Genomic DNA, 22,334 nt, shown 5'->3' on the forward strand with positions numbered 1-22,334 from the left:
TCGAGTGAGCTCGGCTCTACAACGGGTCGCCGCCGCAGTGCACCGCGTCTTTCACCAAAGGACCGCCCAGGGGCGCGCCGCACCTATAGGTCCAGCACCAGCCGTGCCCCTTTGCAGCCGGAGCAGCAGATCATCATCGTGGCGTTGGCGGCGCGCTCATCCTCCGTCAGGACGTCGTCGCGATGGTCGGGGGTGCCTTCCAGTACGGCCACCTCGCAGTCGCCGCAGATACCCTCGCGACAGGTGTAGTCGACCTGGACACCGGCGCCCTCCAGCGCGTCCAGAACGGTCTGTCCGGGGCTGACCTCCACCTGCCGACCGCTGCGCGCGAGAACGACCACGTAACCGCCGGCGCTGGCCGCCTCCTGCGTGGACTGGAAGCGTTCGGAGTGGACATGGCTGACTGGGCGCCCCTGTACGCGCACCTTGTAGTCCTCCAGCATCGGCGTGCCACCGCAGCAGTACAGGTGCGCCTGCGGCGGCGCCCGCCGGATCACCGAATGCAGGTCCATGCGACAGCCGCCGGCGACGCGGCTGAAGTACAGGCACACACGCCCGTGGCGTGCACTCGCGGCGAACGCCTCAATCTGTACCAGCAGCGCCGCCTCCTCGCGGCTGCGCGCGCCATAGTGCAATTCCCACGGCCGCCCCTGCGCCTCCAGCGCCTGAGCCATCGCCCACAGCGGCGTGATCCCGATGCCGCCGGCGATCAGAATGCTGGGCGCCGGGTCCGAGACCAGGGCGAAGTGGTTGCGCGGCGCGCTGACCCTGAGCGCGTCGCCAGTGCGTACTCGCTCGTGCAAGAAACGCGAGCCGCCCCGGCCCTGCTCCTTCAAGGCCACTGCGATGCAATAGCGGTCGGCCTGGTCTGGCGCGTTGAACAGCGAGTACTGGCGCACGCCGGCCTCGCCGACTGCCACGTCTATATGGCTCCCAGCGTCAAAGGTCGGAAGCAGACCGCCATCGGCTCGACGCAGGTCGAGCAAGCGCACACCCGAGGTGCGGTCGTCCACCGCATGGACCCGCAGCTCCATATCCAATCCGCTGGCCTGCATCAACAACGTCCCATGCCCGCGGCGCCTGCAGCACCCGTGTGCATGAGCATACGGAACGATCACCTTGGCTTTTGCCTCAGCGCGCCCCTATTCTTGCCGGCGGCCCGGCGGCCCGGCGGCTGGGTGGGTGGGCGGCAATGGCACCAGCCGCAGCCGTGCCGGGCACCTCGCCGAACACCTGGCCTATTGGCCTATGTGCGCCAGCAGCTGCAGCGCGCCGTCAGCGGTCTCGCACGGGGCAGTCAGGCTTTCGGCCCAGTCGCCATCGTTGGCATCCACGAGGCCCCCGAGCTTCCGCCCGGCCTCCCGTTCGTCCATGGCCTGCATCAGCTTGTGCTTCATCCGCCAGGCCGCCGGATAGCTCACGCCAAGATGCCGCATCAACTCCAAAGCAGACAGGTTGGTCTTGCTCTGGCCCAGCAGGTACATCGCCAGCAGCCAGGTCCTCAAGGGCAGCCGGCTGTGCTCGAACACCGTTCCCGAGCGCAGGCTGCTCTGATGGCGGCACTGCGAACACTGCCAGTAGGCCTGCCGGTGACGGTAGAACTTGCTACATCCCTTGCCGGCACAGCGGGGACAGACGAACCCATCCGGCCAGCGGGCCGCTTCCAACGCGCCCTCGCACTGACCTTCGCTGCCGTACTCGGCCAGGAAGGCCGGCAGCGACAGCCCTGGTTGGAACTGGACGCGGTTCATTGCCATGATCTGACTCCTGCACAAGCGACTTGCCGTCAATGTGCAGGGCTGCTGACTCACAGGCTGCGACCGGGCTGAAGTAGCGTGCTAATCAGGTGATCGTATGGGTGTAGTGGTAATAGCGCAGGCCCAGGGTGAGATCGAGTGAATCGCTGGCATGCCAGGTGCCTTCGCCGTACCCCGCCTGCTGCTCGAACTGGTCGTGAATGAAGCGGCGGTACTGTACGTGCGGTTGCGGATGGATAACCTGCCCGGTGATCGGGTCGGCCCGGTAATACATGCTGAACAGGCGGTTGTTGCGGTTTTCCAAATACACACCGGTGGTCCAATCGAACCTTTCGCCCTTGTTGGAGCTCAGCCGCCATTCGTTGGACCAGTTGGTAGTGCTGCCTGGGTAGTACAGCAGCGAAGGCACGTAGTCTGCTGCGGTGGAACTCAGGCCACTGTAGTACTGGGCCTGTGCGGCATAGGCCTGGGCTAAGGCCAATACTGTTCAGATACGCAACACCGGCGTAGGCTGATGCCGCTGGTGAAGCAGTTCGCCGCGATGGCGCACATGGAAGTTGCTCATCTTGCGTTTGACGCCACGCGGGTTGAAGCGCCCGCGACTGCTGACACAGCGCCCGCTCGCGATTTCGCTGAGCAGCGCGTCACGCCACGCAGCCAACCGCTCAGGGGGGAACGGCCGCAGCTTGCGGCATCTTGCGCTTGATCACGCGTACCGCGTGGATGAAGCTCAAGCGATCGGGGTCGAGTCCGCGCGGCCATGCGGCCTGGGTCATCAATTGCCGGATCGCGAAGTGCGCCAGCAGCAACCCCCCCCTACGTGTCAACATGCGACCCAACAGCTACCCTCGGTTTTTATCTATAACAAATGGGCTCCGCTGCTGGAGTACACCGATGTCCCCTGATTCACCCACCACGGCCGAGATTGCTCCCGATCCGCAACTGGAAAAGCGGACACGGCGCCGCTTCAGTGCGCCTGAGAAGTTGCGCCTTCTGGCCGAAGCCGACGCCCTTGCTCACGGCGAGCAGGGGGCCTGGCTGCGCCGCAATGGCCTCTATGCCGCCCAGCTTTCTGCTTGGCGCTGGCAGCAGTCGCTCGCGCTGGCTCGCCCGTCCGGTATCGGCCAGCACTTCCTCGATCAGCGTCCTGGGGCAGACGCTGGCCAGCACGCCTGCGCTGATCAGATGCGCGACGTCCGCCCTCGCCGGGAGGGTCTTGCGGGTTCTCGCCATTGTCCATGTCCACCGAAGCTTCGATGGACATGGATTGTCAATGATCTCTTTCTATCTGAACAGTATTGGGGCTAAGGCGGCATAAGCAGGGCCGAGCGACCGGTAGTAGGCTTCCGCCTGCGCCAGATGGCCGTCAGCCGCGCCGTAGCCGGCCTGATAGGCGGCAAACAGGCCGGAGGTGTCCTGACCGTAGGTATTGTCGCGGTCGTAGTAGGAGCTGACGCCGGTCAGCGTGGCCCAGTGCAAGTCCCAGTTCAGCGTGACGTTGGAGATTTGCGTCTGGTCCTTGTAGGGCACGAGAGTCTGCAGCGTGGAGCCCCACTTCACCCCGGCGTCTGGTGTGTAGGCGTAGTTGGTGCCGTTGCTGTTCTGCGAGGAATAACTCAGGTCCAGGGTCAGGTCCTCGCGGGGTTGCATACGAAACATCAGGCGGCCGCCGGCGTTGCCCGAGTAGTTCACGTTTTTCCGATCATAAGTCAGGCTGTCGATGTAGCCACCGGTTTCGCGCTTGTACAATACCGCGCGCATGCCAAGCACGTCCTTGACCAGCGGTGCATTGACCATGATATTGGTCATCCACGACGAATCGCCGCCCTCGATCTGCGCATAGCCGGCCTGCACCGAGCCCTCGGTAGTATCCAGCGCCGGTTTATTGAAGATCACTCGCAATGCGCCGCCCATGGAGCTGGCTCCGTACAGCGTGCCCTGCGGACCTCGCAGCGCTTCGACCCGCTCCACGTCGAACAGGTTCATTTCCGGATTGCGACCGCCTGGATCACTGCCGGTGCCAACGGAACCGCTGATGGGCGTTTCATCGTAGTACACCGCGGTGGTGGCTTCGCCTACGGCATTGATACCGCGCATGGCCAGTCGTGATGAACCCGGGCCGCTGTTGACCACGCTCAGGCCCGGGACGAACTTGGCGTAATCGCCCACGTCCAGCGAGCCGCTATCGGAGATGGTTTCCGACGTCAGTGCAGAAATGGTCACCGGCGTCTTTTGCAGGCTCGTGGTTCGCTTGGTCGAGGTGACGGTGATGGTGTCGAGCATCTTCGCGCTGTCCTGGGGGACGGGAGTCTCTTGGGCCACGGCGACAGAGCCGTGTAGACCCATGTACAGAGCGAGTGCGAGAAGGCCGGGACGGAGCATGTCGAGACGGCGGAGGCGGGCGGACAGCGGCATGATGGCTCCTGGCAGACGGACAGATAGAAGTGGATGGTCATCCCTGATCGGACGGTGCGACACGCCGCACACGGGGTTCAACTGAACATGCAGTTAACGGGTCAATCATGCCCGTCAAGGGGCATTTGGACCAATTACCTTTGGTTCATCCGATGCCTCCGGGTGTCTCGCCCTGAGAGCACAAACCAGGGGGCATGGCGCCCACCGGCAAGGACCTGGGCCAATGACCCCGACCGTGAAGTCTCTCGGAAGTCACTTGCCTATAAACAGGAAGCACAGGGTATGCAGAATGGACATGCCTCAATTCACCGCCCGGTCATGCATCTATGGAACAAACAGGCGCATCGGCTGCTGGTGCTGCGGCGGCGGCGCAGCTGTCGCCGTACGTTGTTGCTGGCGATCGGTGCGACCACGGGAAAAAACGTGATGCGACTGATCGTGTAGTCCCTGCCAGTGTTCTGCAGTCAAGGTGCTGCTCGCGGGTAATTCTCATCCGATAAGTGCCAGGCCGGTTATTGTTCCCTGTGCCCGCCGGGGGCTGCCGCTGGGTCGGCGGTTCGCGCCGTCGCCGCCACTTGCTGTTGTCCTTCGCTGTAGCCCGCCCCACTGCCGCTGACTCCTGCCGCGGCCTACCCGCACGGGCCCGGCCGGACCGCGCAAGGTCGATGCACACGTAGCCCATGCTCCCGCGTTCATGGATGCCGAAGAAAAGCGCAGCAGCAAGTCCGGTAGGAATCACTCAGAGACTGAGAGTTTTTCAGATTTCGACTGCGGCAATTTTTCTGCGGACAACGGCCGCACCTTCATCAAGTAGACGGCGCGGTTTGATCGCCCGGGCCGCTTTTTTGGCGGCACCGCCCGCGTCCATTGCGTCTTGGCGGCGATGTTGAGCCTCTGGAGGCCTCTCATGCGGCCCTGGCAGCCGCGGCGGATGGGCTTGCGCCCCAGCCGATGAGTTGCGGCGCCAGCGCCGCCATGCGCATCAGGTTGTGCGCCAGCACGAACAGCCCGACCACGGACTCGATCCTGGCCAGCCCGCGCACCGGCATTCGCCGCAGGCCCCGAAGAAGAACCCGGGCATCGACAGCCCGGCTTGGAATTGGACGCGGTTGATGCTCATTTGACAACCTCTGTCACGCTCCCGATGGCGGCATCGCCTCGCTCTGCAGTCGCAAATCCCGCGACTGGCGGCTGAGGATAAGGGCTAGTTAGATAGTGCCAAGGCCGCACCTCGCCAGTTCCTTTCTCCCTCGAGCTGTCGGCGAGGCGATACCTGTATCGCTGGGCAGAGCCAATGATGGACCTGGTCGCCCGAAACATCCGCTTTGGTTCGGGAGCGGTCCTTAGAGCATGCAAACCGGAGCTCTTCCAAGGCGCGGCCGTTACGCCCTCTTGGTACGACGGATTGGATCGTTTAGGAAATCCGCCCACTCTTGCATCATTGCCGTGCGCTCTTCCATGTACTCAGCCTGGTTGTAGCTCGCACGTACCTTGTCACGTTCTGCATGTGCCAGCTGACGTTCGATCACGTCCGGACGATATCCCATCTCGTTGAGGAGGGTGGAAGCGGTCGCGCGGAACCCGTGGGCCGAAAAACCGATGCTGTCCTTGCCATTCAATCCCATGCGCTCAAGCGCTCTGTTCAAGGTGGTGGCGGTCATGCATTCCTTTGGACTTCGATAGTTCGGGAACAAGAACCCACGCCCTCCCGTGTAGGTCCGCAGCTCCAGCAGCAGATCTACCGCCGGCCTGGACAGTGGGACGATGTGTGGTTCACGCATCTTCATGCGCTCGGCTGGTATTCGCCACTCGGCGTGCTCGAGATCGAACTCAGACCACTCTGCCTTTCGAAGTTCGACAGTACGAACGAAGGTGAGCAACATCAGTTGTAGCGCAATCACTGTCGTGCGATACCCGCCATATCTCTCCAAGGCCTCTTTGAAGCCAACTATCTGTTCGCGTGAAAGCGGCTTGTGATGTTCGACCTTCGGCCGATGGATGGCGCCCTTCAATGCGGCAGCGGGATCGCCGTCAGCACGCAACGTGGCGACGGCATACCTGAAGATGGCCGACGACCACTGGCGAACCAACAAGGCAACCGTCACGGCTCCGCGCGCCTCAATACGGCGGATGACTTCGAGCAAATGTGCCGACGTCACATTTCGAATAGGCAGCTTGCCCACGTGAGGGAACACGTCCGACTCCAAGAATCGCGTCACCTGGCGCAGGTAATACGCCGTCCACCTTGGAGACTTCTTGGAGATCCACTCCCTGGCAACGGCCTCGAACGTGTTCGCGTTCGCCACTTGGATCGATAGACGCTCAGCCTGCCGATTGTGGGACGGGTGAACTCCCTGCTTCACCAGCGCTCGCGCCTTGCCATGCTCGGCTCGCGCTTCGGCAAGGCCGATGCTCGGGTACTCACCGATCGCGAAGAGGTTCTCCTTCCCCGCGATGCGATAGCGGAAGCGCCATAGCCTCGCCCCAGTTGGACGCACTTCGAGATAGAGGCCGCCCCCGTCCGCCAGCTTCGCGGGTTTGGGGCCTGGCTTGGTGTTGCGGATCTTGACGTCCGTGAGTGGCATGTGCGGGTATCGGGCCTTCGGTACCCTCAACGGTACCCGCATTTTCACTGGCTTACAATGGATTCTTGTGGACACCAGTGGGCGATAAACCTTTACCTTCAGCCAGTTTTGAGGCCACCAATGGATCGCAATGGAATGTCATGGAGGCCAATGCTAGTTGTCGATCATCAGCAGCATGGTCAGGATCCTGTTGCCGATCGCGGCGGGTCGTGGCGGAAAAGCCCGGTGATGCAGGACAGCAGCGCGTCCACCGCCTCCTGGCCGGTGGCCCACGAGCACACCAGGCGGATCACCGCACGGGTGTCGTCGTAAGGCGACCAGCGCTCGAAGCTGGTGAAACCGGCCAGGGCTTGGATCTGGGCGTGGGCCAGGATCGGGAACACCTGGTTGCTCGGCGAGTCGATCAGCAGCGGCACGCCGGCCGCTTTGAGCCCGCTCTGCAGGCGCTGGGCCATGGCGTTGGCATGGGCGGCCAGTTCGAAGAAAAGCTCGTCCTCAAACAACGCCTCGAACTGGGCACCGACCACCATGCCCTTGGCCAGCATCGCCCCGCGCTGCTTGATCAGGTAACGCAGGTCCGGCTGCAGCGAAGGCTCCACGACCACCAGCGCCTCGCCCAGCAGCGCGCCGTTCTTGGTCCCGCCGATGTAGAAGGCATGGGTCAGCGCGGCAATGTCGGCCAGGCTCAGGTCGTTGCCGGCGGCGGTCAGCGCGCAGCCGATGCGCGCCCCATCCAGGTACAGCAGCAGGCCGGCCTGGTCGCACAGCGCGCGCAGGGCCTGCAGTTCGGCCTTGCGGTAGATGGTGCCCAGCTCGGTGGTGTTGGACACGTACACCAGGCGCGGCTTGACCATGTGTTCGCTGGTGTTTTCGGCCAGCAGCGCACGCACGCCATCGGGGGTGAGCTTTCCATCCACGTGCGGGGTGACCAGCACCTTGTGCCCGGTGGCCTCGATGGCGCCGGTCTCGTGGGTGGCGATATGGCCGCTGTTGGCCGCGATCACCGCCTCGTGGGGACGCAGGAAGGCGCTGATCGCCAGCAGGTTGGTCTGGGTTCCGCCGGCCAGCAGATGCACCTGCGCCTGCGGCTGGCCGCAGCGCGCCAGGATCAATTCGGCCGCGCGCACGCTGTGCGCGTCCAGGCCGTAGCCGGTGTGCTGCGCGGCACTGGCCTGCACCAGCGCCTGCAGCAGGCGCGGATGCGCGCCTTCGCTGTAGTCGTTGCGGAACGAGGCCAGGGCCTGGATCGGAGCGGCGCCCATCACAGCCCCTTGGCCGCCTGAGCCACGGCGCGGAACAGGGCGCGGCCCTTGTTCATGGTTTCCTCCCACTCCGCGTCAGGATCCGAATCGTAGACCACCCCGCCGCCGGCCTGCACGTACAGGTAGCCGTCCTGGATCACCGCGGTGCGGATGGCGATGGCGGTATCGCCGTCGCCATGCCAGCCGATGTAGCCCACCGCCCCGGAATACACGTTGCGCCGCACCGGCTCCAGCTCGCCGATGATCTCCAGCGCGCGGATCTTGGGCGCGCCGCTGACCGTGCCGGCCGGGAAGGTGGCACGCAGCACGTCGGCATAGCTCAGCCCGGCCTTGAGCCTGCCGGTGACCTCGCTGACGATGTGCATGACGTGGCTGTAGCGCTCGATCACGAACTGCTCGCCCACTTCGACCGTGCCCGGCTCGGCCACCCGGCCCACGTCGTTGCGGCCCAGGTCGATCAGCATCACGTGCTCGGCCCGTTCCTTGGGATCGGCCAGCAGCTCGGCTTCCAGGGCCAGGTCTTCCTCCGGGGTGGCGCCGCGGCGGCGGGTGCCGGCGATCGGGCGCACGGTGACCACCCCGCCCTGCAGGCGCGCCAGGATCTCCGGCGAGGAACCCACCACCTGGGTGCCGCCGACATCGACGAAGTACATGTATGGCGAGGGATTGAGCGCCCGCAGCGCGCGGTATACATCGATCGGCCGGGCCCGGAACGGCACCCGCAGGCGCTGGCTGGGCACGACCTGGAAGATGTCGCCGGCGCGCACGTATTCCTGCGCCTTGCGCACCACCGCGTGGTACTGCTCGCGGGTGAAGGACGAATGGAAATCGGCCTCGTCGATGGCATCGGACACCTGCGCCTGCGGGTAGCCCACCCCGCCCTGGCGCAGGCGGTGGGCCAGCTCGTCCAGGCGCCGGTTGGCACGGGCCCAGGCCTGCGGCTGCGCAGGATCGGCATGCACGATCAGGTACAGCCGGCCCTTGAGGTTGTCGAACACCGCCAGCTCTTCGGACAGCATCAGCAGGATGTCCGGCGTGCCCAGTTCGTCGGGCTTGTCGCCGGCGGCCAGGCGCGGCTCGATGTAGCCGATGCACTCGAAGCCGAACCAGCCCACCAGCCCGCCGGTGAACCCGGGCAGTCCCTCGAAGCGGGGCACCGAATAGCTGGCACGCAGCCGTTCGACCTCGGCCAGCGGGTCCTCCAGCTGGCGCGTTTGCACCACCTGACCGTACTCGCACACCTCCAGGGTATGGCCGCGCACGCTGTAGATGCGCCGCGCCGGCAGGCCGATGATGGAATAGCGGCCAAAGCGTTCGCCGCCCTCGACCGATTCGAACAGGTAAGTGTAGGGACCGTCGGCGAGCTTCAGGTAGACCGACAGCGGCGTGTCCAGGTCGGACAGCACTTCACGGACGACGGGGATGCGGGTGTGGCCTTCAGCGGCGTGGCGCTGGAACTGCTCTGCGGTGATCAAGACGGCTTCCCTTGCGGAACTCGGTGGCGGCGGTTTGGACGACGGCGGCAGGCCACCATCGCCACGCGCGGCGAGCGGAAAGGGAGCTAAGCGGGGTCGTCAGGACGGGCACGGCCGGTACTTTACCGCAACCCGACAGGGGCGCAACGACGGCCCCTGGGGCGGGCGCGCCGGAAGCAAGCGGGCCGCGCGTGGCGCGCGAGCGGCTGCCTGCATGCCCGACCGGCACGTTCCGATCGATTGGCCATGACCTGGCTGGACACGGCCGACGACGAGCGCGCGCAGCGTGGTGGGCACTGCAGGGCCGTGCCCCACAGCGCCCCTGGCCGCCGTGGGCCACAGCCAGCGGCAGGCCACCGAGTCGCTTCAGCGCAACAGCGGGCAGCCGGGCGGCAGGTGCATGCGCAGCCGACCGGGCACGCAGTCGATGCGGAACTGGCGCGCAGTGGTCGGCTCGCCGTCCAGGTTCAGGGTGATCGGCACATCGGCCTGGATCTCCACCCACGGCAGCCGGCGCCGCACCGCCACCTGCTCCAGCGCGGCGCGCTTGCCGCCGGTGATCAGCGCGCCCAGGGTGGCAGCGACCGTGCCGGTGAGTTCGGGGATGATGGTCAGGTCCAGCAGACCGTCATCGATCAAGGCGTCGGGGCACAGGGCCTGGCCACCGCCGGCCTGGCGGCCGTTGCCCAGGCCCAGGGCAATGAAGGCGCCTTCCCAGCCGAAGTCCGGCCCGCTGAAGCGCGCGTGCTGCGGCTCCACCCGGCCCAGCCGGGCCAGGCCGGTGACCAGGTAGGCCAGGCCGCCGAGCACACGCTTCATGGCCTCGTCGGTCTCCACCGTGACCTGGGTGCCGAAGCCGCCGGTGGTCAGGTTGGCGCACCAGTGCCGGCCGTGCGCGGCGGTGACCTTGAGCAGGTCGATGCGGCGCGGCTGGCCGTCGCGGGCCACGGCCAACGCGGCATCGGGCGCCAGCGGCAGGCCAGCGGCGGTGGCGAAATCATTGGCCGTGCCCAGCGGCAGCAGTGCCAGCGTCGGCAGCGCATCTGCGTCATCCTCGCGCCCGGCCAGCGCGCTGGCCACCTCGCTCAGGGTGCCATCGCCACCGCCGGCGATCACGGTGTTCACGCCATCGGCGATCGCCTCGGCCACATAGCGGCCGGCATCGCCGCCCTCCCAGGTCACCCGCACGTCCAGCTGCACGCCTTGCCTGCGCATGGCGGCCACGGCTTCGCGCACCGCTTCGTTGCCGGCGGACTTGCCGTTGAGGATCAGGCGCCAGTGGGGCTGGGACATGGGAACGATGGGGGGTGTGGGGTGCGGCAGGCTAGCAGCCGCGGATGATGGCCGCTGTCATGTGCCGGTCAGATTTGACAGGTAGCGTGGAAGGCCATAGCAGGGACGACGGAGGGAGGCAGGATCAGCCTCCAGCATTCATCCAGGGCCGCACCGGTATCGACTCCGCCGCGGCCTTTTTCATGGCCGCAGGAACTTCAGGTCCGACGGCGCGGCCACCTCGACGGTCTGCAGGGTCTTGCCGAGCCGGCCGGTGGCCGGATCGCGCGCGATCACCACGATCCGGTCGTCGCCCTGCGCGGCCACCAGCACGAAGCGACCGGTCGGGTCGATGGCGAACTCGCGCGGCAGACGGCCATCGGTGGCGCGGCGCTGGAGCGGCTTCAAGCCGCCATCGGCGGTGACCGCGAAGGCGACCAGATGGTTGTCGGTGCCGCGGTTGATCGCATAGAGAAACCGGCCATCGGCCGACAGATGAAGCGCGCCGCCGCCGTTGTCACCGGCAAAGCCGGGCGCGAACAGATTCACCAGCGTGCGCAGCGCCAGGGTGCCGTCGGTGGCGACATCGAGCACGGCCACCTGCCCGGCCATTTCCAGGGTCAGATAGGCATGCCTTCCCTCCACATCGAACACCAGATGCCGCGGCCCGCTGCCCGGCGGCAGGGCCAGGAACGGCGTCTTGGCCGGCTGCAACGGCTGCTCGGCGTTGGCCTGCGGCGCATAGCGATAGGCATAGACGCGATCGCCGCCGAGGTCGGCGACGTAGGCGGTCTTGCCATCGGGCGCGAAGTTGACCGAATGGAGATGCGCCGAACGCTGCCGTTTCCTGTCCACATGGCTGGCCTGGTAGCTGGACAGCTGGGTCACCGGTTGCAGCGTGCCATCGCCGGCGATGGGCAGCACCGCCAGGGTGCCACCGGGATCGGCGGCGACCGAGTAGTTGGCCACCAGCAGGTAGCGCCCGTCCGGGCTGAGGGTGGCGTGGGTGGGATGCTGGCCCAGGGTGGAGACCTGGTTGCGCAGCGTCAGCCGGTGCTGTCCATCCAGGCTGAGCGCGCTGGCGCGGCCGACCGGATCGCGCGCACCGGGCCCGTTCTCGTTGACCGCATAGACGTGGCTCTGCTCGGGGCAGACCACCAGCCAGGACGGATTGTCCAGGCGCAGCTGCTGCCAGGGCCTGGCATCGAGCCTGCCGCTGGCCGTGTCGAACCTGTAGGCGTACAGGCCCGGGCGCTCGCCTTGCGTGTAGGAGCCCACCAGCAGGTCGACCGAGCCGGCGCTTGCGGCCAGCGGCAAGGCGGTCATCGCCAGCGCCGTGAACTTGAACAAATCCAGCATGCACACGCTCCGTGGATCGCAAACACGCGCCGCTGCTAGCCGCGCGCGAAATCGGCCAGCGCCTGGCCGTCCATGCGGTAGACGGTCCATTGGTCCATCGGCCTGGCACCGGCGGCGCGATAGAAGTCGATCGCCGGCTGGTTCCAGTCCAGCACCGACCATTCGAAACGGCCGCAACCCTGCGCCACCGCCAGCCGGGCCAGGTAGCGCAGCAGCGCCAGGCCCGCGCCCTGGCCGCGCGCCTGCGGGCGCACGAACAGGTCCTCCAGATACAGGCCGTTGCGGCCCAGCCAGGTCGAGTAGTTGAAGAAATACACCGCAAAGCCCACCGCCACCCCGTCCTGTTCGCAGATCACGGCGTGCGCGGTGGCACCTTCGTCAAACAGGCTGCGGGCCAGGTCGGCTTCGCTGGCCTTGACCGCGTCGGGCTCGCGTTCGTACTCGGCCAGCGCCTGGATCAGCTCGCGCAGCAGCGGTACATCGGCGCGGGTGGCCGGGCGGATCTGCAGGCTCATCGGGCACCGGCCACGGCTGCGCGCATGTCCGCAATCACCCGGCCATAGTCGGGCGCGTTGAAGATCGCTGATCCTGCGACGAAGGCGTCGGCCCCGGCCGCGGCGATCTGGCCGATGTTGTCCACCTTCACCCCGCCGTCGATTTCCAGGTGGATCTGGCGCCCGGACGCATCGATCTTGCGCCGCACCACGCGCAGCTTGTCCAGCGCCGAGGAGATGAACTCCTGGCCGCCGAAGCCCGGGTTGACCGACATCAGCAGCACCAGGTCGACCTGGTCCAGGACCCAATCCAAAATGTCCACCGGCGTGGCCGGGTTGAGCACCACCCCGGCCTTGCAGCCATGCGACTTGATCAGCTGCACGGTGCGGTGCACGTGGCGGCTGGCCTCGGGATGGAAGCTGATCACGCTGGCGCCGGCCTGGGCGAAGTCCGGAATGATCCGGTCCACCGGCTCGACCATCAGGTGCACGTCGATCGGCGCGCTCACCCCGTGCTTGCGCAGCGCCTGGCAGACCATCGGGCCGATGGTCAGGTTGGGCACGTAGTGGTTGTCCATCACGTCGAAGTGGATCCAGTCGGCGCCGGCGGCCAGCACGGCGTCCACTTCGGCACCCAGGCGGGCGAAGTCGGCCGACAGGATGGACGGGGAAATGATGCAGTTCGACATGGGCGGGCTCGAGGGTCAGGGGAAAGGACGGTCAGGCCGCGCGCTTGCGGCGCAGGGCCTTGATCCGGTCGTAGGCGGCATTGAGCTCGCGGGCGCGGGTTTCGGCGCGGGCGCGCAACTCGGGCGCAGCGCCGTCCATGCGGTCCGGGTGGTACTGGGAAATGAGCCGGCGGTAGGCCTGGTCGACTTCGGCATCGGACGCGTCGCGGGTCAGGTCGAAGGCCCGGTACGGGTTGTCCCTGGCCAGCCGGAACCAGTCGCGGTCCAAGGCGTGGCCCAGCAGCAGGCCGGCCAGGGCGCCGAACACCGGATTGGGCCGGAACAGCAGCGCCCCGGCGATGCCGCCCAACAGCTTTCCATACCAGCGGTTCATCGGATTCGGCCTGCCTGCCGTGGGGGATGTGCGTGCATTTTACGGCACCTTCGCAGGCCGCCCCGGGCACGCTCCCAAACCCGCGCGGGCGCGTACACTACGCGGCCCGCCGCCGCCAGCCGGCGTGCCGGCGTGCCACGCGCGCGGGTCCATCGCGAGCCAGCGCGTCACCTCAGGAGTGCCAAGTGCCCACCACGCTGTTGCAAGCCGATCTTCCCGGTCTGAACCTGCGCCACCGCGGCAAGGTCCGCGACGTCTTCGAGATCCCGCGCGGGCGCCTGCCCGCCGACGCACAGCCCGGCGCGACCGCCAATGGGGACTACCTGCTGATCGTGGCCACCGACCGCCTGAGCGCATTCGATGTGGTCCTGCCCGATCCGATCCCGGGCAAGGGCGAGATGCTGTGCCAGATCTCCAACTTCTGGTTCGACAGGACCGCCCACCTGATGCCCAACCACCTGACCGGCATCGAGGTGGCCAGCGTCCTGCCCGAAGGCGTGGACCCGGCCTTGTATGCCAGGCGCGCGGTGGTGGCCAAGCGGCTCAAGCCGGTGCCGGTGGAGGCCATCGCCCGCGGCTACCTGATCGGCAGCGGCTGGAAGGATTACCAGCGCACCGGCAAGGTCAGCGGGATCGTCTTGCCCGATGGCCTGCAGCAGGCCCAGCAGCTGCCCGAACCGATCTTCACCCCCTCGACCAAGGCCGCGGTAGGCGAGCACGACCAGAACATCGACTTCGATGCGATGGTCCGCAGCGTCGGCGGCGAGCTGGCCGAGCGGGTCCGCGATGCGACCCTGCGCCTGTATGCCTTCGCCGCCGAATACGCGGCCGCGCGCGGGATCCTGCTGGCCGATACCAAGTTCGAGTTCGGCACCGATGCCGATGGCCGCCTGTACATCATGGATGAGATGCTCACACCCGATTCCTCGCGCTACTGGCCAGCCGACCAATACCGGGTCGGCAGCAGCCCGCCCAGCTACGACAAGCAGATCGTGCGCGACTACCTGGAGACGCTGGACTGGGACAAGACCGCGCCCGGCCCGGTGCTGCCGGCCGAAGTGATCGAGCGCACCCGCGCCCGCTACGCCGAAGTCCTGCACAAGCTGGCCGGCATCACGATCGACTGATGCATCGGGCAGGCACCGCCATGCCGGCACCCGCCAACGACCTGCTTGAATGCGAACGCATCCTCGGGAGGGATCGATGAACGCACCTGCCGCCCGCACGATCGAGGACTGGTTTGCCCGCTATTCGCGTGACCATCGCGACCCGGTCAACCAGGCCATCCATGCGGTGGCGGTGCCGGCGATCCTGTGGTCGGTGGTGGCCTTGCTGTGGTGCATCCCCACCCAGGCCAGCTGGTTGCGCAACGGGGTGTGGGCGGGGCTGGCGATGTTTGCCGCGTGGAGCTTCTACAACCGGCTCTCGCGCCGGCTCGGCTACGGCATGTTCGTGGTGTTCTTCTTCATGGGCTGCCTGTGCCGGCTGGTGGTCCAGCGCGCGGGGCTCGAGGCGTTGCTGTGGAGCGCGCTGGGCGTGTTGGTGCCGGCGTGGATCGCGCAGTTGATCGGCCATCGGATCGAAGGCCGCAAGCCGAGCTTCTTCACCGACACCGTCTACCTGCTGATCGGCCCGCTCTGGGTGCTGGCCAGGTTCTATCGCAGCATGGGTTGGCGGTATTAGCCGCCTCCTGCGTCCTTGGGTGATGCCGGATCCCTTGCCGGGGCCGCATGGGCGCGAGAGGCTTTACCGGGAACGCCCCATCGCGGGCATGGCCGGCGCCTGCCCCAGCATCGCCGCGGTCGGCGCAAAGCCGCGCGGGGCGTAGCCGAAGTGGCGGTGAGCAGGCGACGCATCGAACACCAGATCCTGCCCCATCCGCGCCACGGCCGCGGCATTGAGTGCGCGGGCGATGCCCAGCCGCTGGGCCACGCCCACGGCGAGGTTGAACAGCGGTGCCGGCAGTTCCAGCAGGCGCGCCGGCGGGGACATCGCCGCCAGCGTGCGCGCGACCATCTCGCGATAGGCCAGCGTCTCGCCGCCGGGCAGCGCGTAGGCCTGGCCGAAGGTGGCTGCAACCTCGAGCACCGCGATGGCCGCATCGGCCAGATCCTCCACGTGCACCGGCTGCCGCAGCCCGTCGGCCCCGCGTGGCAGCGGGAATAGGCCGAAGCGGCGGGCCAGCGCCGCGATCCGGGTCAGCGAGGCATCGCGGCCGGCACCGTAGACCAGCGTCGGCCGCAACAAGGTGGCCTGCGCCCCGCGCGCTGCCGCATGCGCGAACACCGCTTGCTCGGCCGCGGCCAGGCGCGCGGCCAGGTCGCGCTCATGGGCATCGGCCGATGCCTGCTTGGTGCCCAGGCTGGTCGAGCCGAAGGCGACCACGCGCCGGCTGTGCACCGCGCCGCGCGCATACCAGTGCGCAAACGCATCCAGCGGCCCGGCGCTGAAGATCGCATCGACGCTGCCCGGCAGCACCGGCATGTGCTGCAGGTCGCCGCGCAGCCACGCCACCCCGTCGCGCGCCGGCTGCGCCCGCCGCGAAATCGCCAACACCTGCCAGCCGTGCGTGTGCAGGCGCGGCAGCAGCGCCTGGCCGATCTGGCCGGTGCCGCCCAGCAGCAGCGCGGTGCGTGGCCGCCGGTGGCAGGCGGCGACGGAATCGACGGTCTCTGGCATCGCACCAGCATAGGCCACCGGCACCGCGCCGCCGGGCATGACCGGCTGGTCAGCGGCCCCTGCACACCGCGGCTGCTATCCTCGTGTGCTCGCGAATCGCTGTATTGCCTGCATGCCGCAAACCCTCGACCTGCTGCTGGCCCTGCCCTTTCTGCTGGCAGCGGTGGTGGCTGCCGCCCATCGACTGCCGCGCACGGTCATCGCCTGGATCGCCGCGCTGGCCCCGTTGCTGGGGCTGGCCCTGCTGGGCGCGATGACACCGGCGATCCTGGACGGCCAGGTGCTGCACAGCCGCCACCTGTGGCTGCCGCGCATCGGTCTGGAATTCACCCTGCGGCTGGATGGATTTGCATGGATGTTCGCCATGCTGGTGCTGGCCATCGGTGCGCTGGTGATCATGTATGCGCGCTACTACCTGAGCCGCAACGACTCGCTGCCGCGCCTGCTGGCCTTCCTGCTGCTGTTCATGGGTGCGATGCTGGGCGTGGTGATCTCCGGCAACCTGCTGCTGCTGAGCGTGTTCTGGGAGTTGACCAGCCTGACCTCGTTCCTGCTGATCGGCTTCTGGTCGCATCGCCAGGATGCCCGCGAAGGCGCGCGCATGGCCCTGGTGATTACCGGCGGCGGTGGTCTGGCCCTGCTCGGCGGGGTGCTGCTGATCGGCCGCATCGTCGGCAGCTACGACCTGGATGCGGTCCTGGCCGCCGGCGACGCCCTGCGTGCCAGCCCGCTGTATCCCTGGGCGCTGTACCTGGTGCTGGGCGGCATCTTCACCAAGAGCGCGCAGTTCCCGTTGCACTTCTGGCTGCCGCAGGCCATGGCCGCGCCGACCCCGGTGTCGGCCTACCTGCACTCGGCCACCATGGTCAAGGCCGGGGTCTTCCTGCTGGCGCGCCTGCACCCGGCACTGGCCGGGACCGACCTGTTCTTCTACACCGTGTGCACCATCGGTGCGCTGACCCTGCTGGTTGGCGCGTGGAACGCGATCTTCGAGCACGACCTCAAGGGTCTGCTGGCGTATTCGACCATCTCGCACCTGGGCCTGATCACCATGCTGTTCGGCCTGGGCACGCCGATGGCGGTGGTGGCCGGCGTGTTCCACATCCTCAACCACGCCATCTTCAAGTGCTCGCTGTTCATGGCCGCCGGCATCATCGACCACGAGACCGGCACCCGCGACATCCGCAAGCTGGGCGGCCTGCGCAGGTTGATGCCTTTCACCAGCGCCCTGGCGATCATCGCCTCGCTGTCGATGGCCGGCATCCCGCTGCTCAACGGTTTTCTGTCCAAGGAAATGTTCTTCGCCGCGGCCATCGAAACCGATGCGCCGCTGCCGATGCGCATCTTCACCGGCATCACCGCGCTGCTGGCCGGCGTGCTGGGCGTGGCCTACAGCCTGCGCTTTGTCTACGAAAGCTTCTTCGGCGATGGCCCGCGCGGGCTGGACACCCTCCCGCATGAGCCGCCGCGCTGGATGAAGATCCCGGTCGAGGTGCTGGTGGTGCTGTGCGTGGCGGTGGGCATCGTCCCGGCCCTGACCGTGGCCCCGGTTCTGCATGCCGGCGCCGGCGCGATCCTGGGCAGCGCCATGCCCGAATACGACCTGGCCGTGTGGCACGGCCTGAACTGGCCGCTGGCGATGAGCATCGCCGGGATCCTGGGCGGGGTGCTGCTGTACTTCGGCCTGGCCAGGCTGCTGAACCTGCACGCGGTGGTGACCCGGGCCATCGGCCGCGACCTGTTTACCTACAACCTGGAACTGCTGTTCGTCGCCGGCAGCCGGATCACCCGGGCCCTGGCCAACGGCAGTCTGCAGCGGACCCTGCTGTGGCTGGTGCTCAGCGCGCTGGTGGTCATGGCGCTGCCGCTGCTGCTGGACCCGGGCACGGCGCTGGCCTGGAACGGCGGCTGGCGCACGCCCATGCAGTGGCCAGGCTGGGTGCTGTGGCTGCTGATGCTGGTCCCGGCATTGACCGCCCTGCGCCTGTACCGGCACCGGCTGCTGGCGGTGGCCTGTGTCAGTGGCACCGGCCTGGCCGTCAGTCTGAGCTTCGTGTTCCTGTCCGCGCCGGACCTGGCCCTGACCCAGCTGATGGTGGACATGGTCACCCTGGTGCTGCTGCTGCTGGCGATGAACTACCTGCCCGAGCGGTCGCCGCGTGAGACGGGCCTGCCACGGCGCCTGCGCGACGGCGCCATCGCGCTGGTGGCCGGCAGCGTGGTCGGCGCGCTGGCCTGGGCGATGATGCTGCGCCCGCACGACACCATCGCGGTGGAGATGCTGCAGCGCTCGCTGCCGCAGGCCTGGGGCCACAACGTGGTCAATGTGATCCTGGTGGATTTCCGCGGCTTTGATACCTTCGGCGAGATCACCGTGTTCGCCATCGCCGGACTGGTGGTGCATGCACTGTTGCGGCGCGCGCGGATGGCGCCGGAACGCCACTTCGACGGCCCGCCGGTGGACCTGTCGATGCCGGCCAACCTGATGCAGGTGCTGGCGCCGATGGTGGCGGCCACCTCGATCTACCTGTACCTGCGCGGCCACAACGCGCCCGGCGGCGGTTTCATTGCCGGGCTGGTGCTGGCGGTGCCATTGCTGATCCAGTACGTGCTGCAAGGCGCGCGTTCGGTCGAGTCGCGGCTGGGTTTCGACTTCATCCGCACCATCGGCATTGGCGTGGTCCTGGCCCTGGCCAGCGGCGCGGCCTCGATGCTGTTGGGCGCGCCGTTTTTGACCAGCGGCCATCTGCAGCTGCAACTGCCGCTGATCGGCGAACTGGAACTGCCCAGTGCGATGGCCTTCGATACCGGCGTGTACCTGGTGGTGTTCGGCGCGGCCATGCTGATGCTGTCGATGATGGGCACCATCAAGGGCTCGCGCACCCGCAAGACCCAGCGTGGGGTGGTCGACAGCTCGGGCCGCTCGGCCTTCACTGGCGAGGAGCCGGTCTGATGGAACTGGCTTTGGCCACCGCCATTGGTGTGCTGACCGCGGTGGCGGTCTACCTGATGCTGCGCGCGCGCAGCTTCGATGTGATCCTGGGGCTGACCTTTCTCAGCTACGCCACCAACCTGCTGATCTTCGCCGGCGGCCGCCCGGTGGTGGGCAAGGCACCGATCATCGCCGACGGCGTGCCGGCCGATCTGGCCCACTACACCGATCCATTGCCGCAGGCGCTGGTGTTGACCGCGATCGTGATCTCCTTTGCGATGACCGCAGTGAGCATCGTGCTAGCCATGCGCAGCCGCGCCGACAACGGCGGCGACCACGTCGATGCCCATGACGCCGCGCCCGAGGAGGCGCGCAGCAACCCGGGTGGGGGCGGCCGGTGAACCATCTGCCGATCCTGCCGGTGCTGATCCCGATGGCCGGCGCTGCCGTCTCGCTGATGGTCGAACGCCGCCGCTTCGGCGCGGGTGTGCGCCGCCTGGTGGCGTGGCTGTCGATGGCCGCCCTGGCCGCGGTGGTGGCGATGCTGGTGGCCGACGCCGCCCGTGGCCAGGTCGGTACGTATCTGCTGGGCGACTGGCCGGCGCGGCTGGGCATCGCCCTGGTGGCCGACCGGCTGTCGGTGTGGATGGTGGCGGTGACCACGCTGCTGGCCGCGGCCAGCCTGCTGTACGCCTGCAGCGGCTGGGACCGGCGCGCCCCGCACTTCCACGCGCTGTTCCAGTTCCAGTTGATGGGCCTCAACGGCGCGTTCCTGACCGGCGATCTGTTCAATCTGTTCGTGTTCTTCGAAGTGATGCTGATCGCCAGCTACGGCCTGCTGCTGTCCGGCGGGCGCGGGCTGGGCATGCGCAACGGCTTTCATTACGTGGTGTTCAACGTCACCGCCTCCTCGCTGTTCCTGATCGCGCTGGGCCTGATCTACGGCCTGCTGGGCACCCTCAACATGGCCGAGCTGGCGGTGCGCATCAGCCAGCTGCCGGCGGCCAACGTGGCACTGGTCAAGGCCGCAATCGGTCTGCTGCTGGTGGTGTTCTGCGCCAAGGCCGCGCTGTTGCCGCTGTATCTGTGGCTGCCGGACACCTACGCACGCGCACCGGCGGCGGTGGCGGCGCTGTTTGCGGTGATGACCAAGGTCGGCCTGTATGCGGTGCTGCGCGTGTCCACGCTGCTGCTGGGCGCTGGCGCAGGCGCGCTGGCCGGCTACGGGCAGTCCTGGCTGCTGGTGCTGGGCGCTGCGACGCTGATCGTGGCCGCACTGGGCGTGCTGGGTTCGGCGCGGCTGCCGGTGATGATCGGCTACCTGGTGGTGTGGTCGGCCGCGACCCTGTTTGTGGCCTTTGCCCTGGGTGAGCCGGGCACGGTGGGCGCGGGCCTGTACTACCTGGCCCATAGCTGCTTCACCACCGCGGCCTTGTTCCTGATCGCCGGCCTGATCCGGCGCCGGCACGGCAGCGCGGACCAGGACGATTCCCTGGCCGCGGCACTGCCCGGGCGCACCTGGCCGGGGGTGCTGTTCCTGATCGCGGGTGTGGCGGTGGCCGGCTTGCCGCCGCTGACCGGCTTCCTGGGCAAGGCCGCGCTGCTGGCGGCCACCCCGCCTTCGCAGGTGGGTCTGGTCTGGAGCACGGTGCTGGTCAGCAGCCTGATGGTGATCATCGGCGTCAGCCGCGCCGGCGTGCGCCTGTTCTGGCAGGCCCCGGCCAGGCTCGAAGAGGCCGGCCCGGTCAGGACCGCGCCGGCGCGCCCGGTGGCCACCATCGCGGCCACCGTCCTGCTGGGCTACGTGGTGGCCATGAGCGTGTTCGCCCAGCCCCTGCTGGTCTACACCGATGCCACCGCGCGCCAGCTGCAGGACACGGCCGGCTACGTGGACCATCTACGCGGGCTGGCGCCGGCCAGGAGGCAGCCTTGATGCGCCGCTGGCTGCCCTCGCCGTCGCTGAGCGTGGCCCTGCTGGTGTTCTGGCTGCTGCTCAACCACAGCGCCTCGCCCGGGCAGGTCCTGCTGGGCGCGGCGTTGGCCCTGGCCATCCCGCTGCTGGCCCGGCGCATGGACCACGAGCACTGCCCGACCGGATCATTGCGCGGCGTGCCCCGGCTGGCCGTGGTGTTTGCCTGGGACATCATCAAATCCAACCTGATCGTGGCCGCGCAGGTGCTGGGCCCCGAGTCCAGGATCCGGCCCGGGTTCGTCTGGGTGCCGCTGGACATCGGCAACCTGCGCGGCATCACCGTGCTGGCCAGCATGATCAGCCTGACCCCGGGCACGCTGTCGGTGGTGCTGACCGACGATCGCCGCCATCTGCTGGTGCATGCGCTGCACCTGGACGATGCCGACGCGCTGGTGCGCCAGATCAAGACCCGCTACGAAACCCCGCTGATGGAGGTCTTCCCGTGAATACCACCGCCCTGCTGGACATGACCGTCACCGGCGCGCTGGGCGTGGCCTGTCTGGCCCTGCTGCTGTGCCTGTGGCGGCTGGTGTTCGGGCCCACCGTCAGCGACCGGATCCTGGCCCTGGACACGCTCTCGGTCACGGCAATCGCCGTGCTGATGCTGTGGGGCATGCAGCTGGATTCGACCGTGTACTTCGAGGCCGCGCTGGTGATCGCCATGCTCGGCTTTGGCAGCACCGTGGTGCTGAGTAAATTCGTGCTGCGCCGGGACATCGTCGAATGAACGCAGCCATCGACCTGGTGCTGATCGCGCTGCTGGTGGCCGGCAGCATCTTCATCCTGGTCGGCGCACTGGGCCTGGTGAAACTGTCGGACGTGTTCCGCCGCCTGCACGCGCCCACCAAGTCCAGCACCCTGGGCGTGGGCTGCGTGCTGCTGGCCTCGGTGGGCTATCACCTGCTGCAGGGCGAAGGTCTGCAGCTGCGCGAGCTGCTGATCACCGTGTTCCTGTTCATCACCGCGCCGATCAGTGCGCACCTGATCGGCAAGGCGGCGCTGGCGTTGCTGCCCGGGCACCAGCCCGCGCCGCCGCCCGGGGACGATTGATCCAACCCGGTCCAGCGTTA

At 67.6% G+C, this 22,334-nt stretch carries 21 protein-coding genes and 3 pseudogenes; 8 read left to right on the plus strand and 16 right to left on the minus strand.

Annotated elements, in window-relative coordinates; all coding sequences use genetic code 11:
* Positions 1 to 83 precede the first annotated feature (83 nt).
* The 15 genes and pseudogenes from D9R12_RS04995 to D9R12_RS05060 all read right to left on the minus strand — a co-directional run bounded on the left by D9R12_RS04995 (position 84) and on the right by D9R12_RS05060 (position 13,681).
* Entirely contained in the window at positions 84 to 1,055 is a 972-nt protein-coding gene (locus tag D9R12_RS04995; protein ID WP_210538903.1) for a PDR/VanB family oxidoreductase, read from the minus strand.
* Positions 1,056 to 1,319: 264 nt separating this feature from the next.
* A pseudogene (locus D9R12_RS05000) lies at positions 1,320 to 1,757 on the minus strand (transposase); the annotation flags it as partial.
* 85 nt (positions 1,758 to 1,842) lie between these two features.
* Positions 1,843 to 2,238, minus strand: coding sequence for a TonB-dependent receptor (locus tag D9R12_RS05005; RefSeq protein WP_122228698.1), 396 nt, complete (start codon positions 2,236 to 2,238; stop codon positions 1,843 to 1,845).
* Between the two features lie 184 nt (positions 2,239 to 2,422).
* A pseudogene (locus D9R12_RS05010) lies at positions 2,423 to 2,569 on the minus strand (IS4 family transposase); the annotation flags it as partial.
* Between the two features lie 262 nt (positions 2,570 to 2,831).
* Positions 2,832 to 2,990 (minus strand): annotated as a pseudogene (locus D9R12_RS05015) (transposase domain-containing protein); the annotation flags it as partial.
* Between the two features lie 51 nt (positions 2,991 to 3,041).
* Positions 3,042 to 4,040 carry a TonB-dependent receptor gene (locus D9R12_RS05020; protein WP_170159147.1) on the minus strand — a complete coding sequence of 333 codons (999 nt, stop codon included), beginning with the start codon at positions 4,038 to 4,040 and terminating at the stop codon, positions 3,042 to 3,044.
* A 1,037-nt stretch (positions 4,041 to 5,077) separates the two neighbouring features.
* Positions 5,078 to 5,221 (minus strand): hypothetical protein, encoded by a 144-nt coding sequence (locus D9R12_RS15890; protein WP_211327652.1) that lies wholly within the window; start codon positions 5,219 to 5,221, stop codon positions 5,078 to 5,080.
* Between the two features lie 333 nt (positions 5,222 to 5,554).
* The gene (locus tag D9R12_RS05025) at positions 5,555 to 6,757 is read right to left on the minus strand and encodes a tyrosine-type recombinase/integrase (RefSeq protein ID WP_122228827.1); all 1,203 of its coding nucleotides are present in this window, start codon (positions 6,755 to 6,757) and stop codon (positions 5,555 to 5,557) included.
* A gap of 179 nt (positions 6,758 to 6,936) precedes the next feature.
* Complete coding sequence (locus tag D9R12_RS05030) at positions 6,937 to 8,019, minus strand: threonine aldolase family protein (RefSeq protein ID WP_122228702.1); 1,083 nt, start codon at positions 8,017 to 8,019, stop codon at positions 6,937 to 6,939.
* A complete protein-coding gene (trpE, locus tag D9R12_RS05035; RefSeq protein WP_122228704.1) occupies positions 8,019 to 9,494 on the minus strand; it encodes an anthranilate synthase component I in 1,476 nt (491 codons plus the stop codon). Before trpE ends, D9R12_RS05030 begins: the two co-directional genes overlap by 1 nt.
* Positions 9,495 to 9,860: 366 nt before the next feature.
* A complete protein-coding gene (gene yegS, locus D9R12_RS05040; RefSeq protein WP_122228706.1) occupies positions 9,861 to 10,787 on the minus strand; it encodes a lipid kinase YegS in 927 nt (308 codons plus the stop codon).
* 180 nt (positions 10,788 to 10,967) lie between these two features.
* Positions 10,968 to 12,125, minus strand: a complete 1,158-nt coding sequence (locus tag D9R12_RS05045) for a lactonase family protein (protein WP_122228708.1) — start codon at positions 12,123 to 12,125, stop codon at positions 10,968 to 10,970.
* 35 nt (positions 12,126 to 12,160) lie between these two features.
* Positions 12,161 to 12,640 carry a GNAT family N-acetyltransferase gene (locus tag D9R12_RS05050; RefSeq protein WP_122228710.1) on the minus strand — a complete coding sequence of 160 codons (480 nt, stop codon included), beginning with the start codon at positions 12,638 to 12,640 and terminating at the stop codon, positions 12,161 to 12,163.
* Positions 12,637 to 13,308, minus strand: coding sequence for a ribulose-phosphate 3-epimerase (gene rpe, locus D9R12_RS05055; protein WP_122228712.1), 672 nt, complete (start codon positions 13,306 to 13,308; stop codon positions 12,637 to 12,639). Before rpe ends, D9R12_RS05050 begins: the two co-directional genes overlap by 4 nt.
* A 31-nt stretch (positions 13,309 to 13,339) precedes the next feature.
* Positions 13,340 to 13,681, minus strand: a complete 342-nt coding sequence (locus D9R12_RS05060) for a J domain-containing protein (protein WP_014161927.1) — start codon at positions 13,679 to 13,681, stop codon at positions 13,340 to 13,342.
* A 185-nt stretch (positions 13,682 to 13,866) separates the two neighbouring features.
* Here D9R12_RS05060 and D9R12_RS05065 point away from each other — a divergent pair, with 185 nt between their 5' ends.
* Both D9R12_RS05065 and D9R12_RS05070 read left to right on the plus strand, forming a co-directional pair.
* Positions 13,867 to 14,808 carry a phosphoribosylaminoimidazolesuccinocarboxamide synthase gene (locus D9R12_RS05065; RefSeq protein ID WP_122228714.1) on the plus strand — a complete coding sequence of 314 codons (942 nt, stop codon included), beginning with the start codon at positions 13,867 to 13,869 and terminating at the stop codon, positions 14,806 to 14,808.
* 76 nt (positions 14,809 to 14,884) lie between these two features.
* Positions 14,885 to 15,364 carry an Mpo1 family 2-hydroxy fatty acid dioxygenase gene (locus D9R12_RS05070; protein WP_122228716.1) on the plus strand — a complete coding sequence of 160 codons (480 nt, stop codon included), beginning with the start codon at positions 14,885 to 14,887 and terminating at the stop codon, positions 15,362 to 15,364.
* A gap of 63 nt (positions 15,365 to 15,427) precedes the next feature.
* Here the strand turns inward: D9R12_RS05070 and D9R12_RS05075 are convergent, their stop codons facing one another.
* The gene (locus D9R12_RS05075; RefSeq protein ID WP_170159148.1) at positions 15,428 to 16,360 is read right to left on the minus strand and encodes an SDR family oxidoreductase; all 933 of its coding nucleotides are present in this window, start codon (positions 16,358 to 16,360) and stop codon (positions 15,428 to 15,430) included.
* Positions 16,361 to 16,472: 112 nt separating this feature from the next.
* Between D9R12_RS05075 and D9R12_RS05080 the strand changes: the two genes are divergently transcribed.
* The 6 genes from D9R12_RS05080 to D9R12_RS05105 are packed head-to-tail and all read left to right on the plus strand — an operon-like array spanning position 16,473 to position 22,314.
* The gene (locus tag D9R12_RS05080) at positions 16,473 to 19,313 is read left to right on the plus strand and encodes a monovalent cation/H+ antiporter subunit A (protein WP_122228720.1); all 2,841 of its coding nucleotides are present in this window, start codon (positions 16,473 to 16,475) and stop codon (positions 19,311 to 19,313) included.
* The gene (locus tag D9R12_RS05085) at positions 19,313 to 19,693 is read left to right on the plus strand and encodes a Na+/H+ antiporter subunit C (protein ID WP_122228722.1); all 381 of its coding nucleotides are present in this window, start codon (positions 19,313 to 19,315) and stop codon (positions 19,691 to 19,693) included. Before D9R12_RS05080 ends, D9R12_RS05085 begins: the two co-directional genes overlap by 1 nt.
* Positions 19,690 to 21,225: a monovalent cation/H+ antiporter subunit D gene (locus D9R12_RS05090; protein ID WP_122228724.1), complete on the plus strand. Its 1,536-nt coding sequence runs from the start codon at positions 19,690 to 19,692 to the stop codon at positions 21,223 to 21,225. Before D9R12_RS05085 ends, D9R12_RS05090 begins: the two co-directional genes overlap by 4 nt.
* Positions 21,225 to 21,710 (plus strand): Na+/H+ antiporter subunit E, encoded by a 486-nt coding sequence (locus D9R12_RS05095; protein WP_122228726.1) that lies wholly within the window; start codon positions 21,225 to 21,227, stop codon positions 21,708 to 21,710. The genes D9R12_RS05090 and D9R12_RS05095 overlap by 1 nt, the downstream gene beginning before the upstream one ends.
* A 20-nt stretch (positions 21,711 to 21,730) precedes the next feature.
* A complete protein-coding gene (locus tag D9R12_RS05100) occupies positions 21,731 to 21,991 on the plus strand; it encodes a K+/H+ antiporter subunit F (protein ID WP_043291457.1) in 261 nt (86 codons plus the stop codon).
* Positions 21,988 to 22,314: a Na+/H+ antiporter subunit G gene (locus D9R12_RS05105; protein WP_122228728.1), complete on the plus strand. Its 327-nt coding sequence runs from the start codon at positions 21,988 to 21,990 to the stop codon at positions 22,312 to 22,314. The genes D9R12_RS05100 and D9R12_RS05105 overlap by 4 nt, the downstream gene beginning before the upstream one ends.
* Positions 22,315 to 22,334 lie beyond the last annotated feature (20 nt).

Source organism: Pseudoxanthomonas spadix, assembly GCF_003703395.1.
Taxonomy (GTDB): domain Bacteria; phylum Pseudomonadota; class Gammaproteobacteria; order Xanthomonadales; family Xanthomonadaceae; genus Pseudoxanthomonas_A; species Pseudoxanthomonas_A spadix.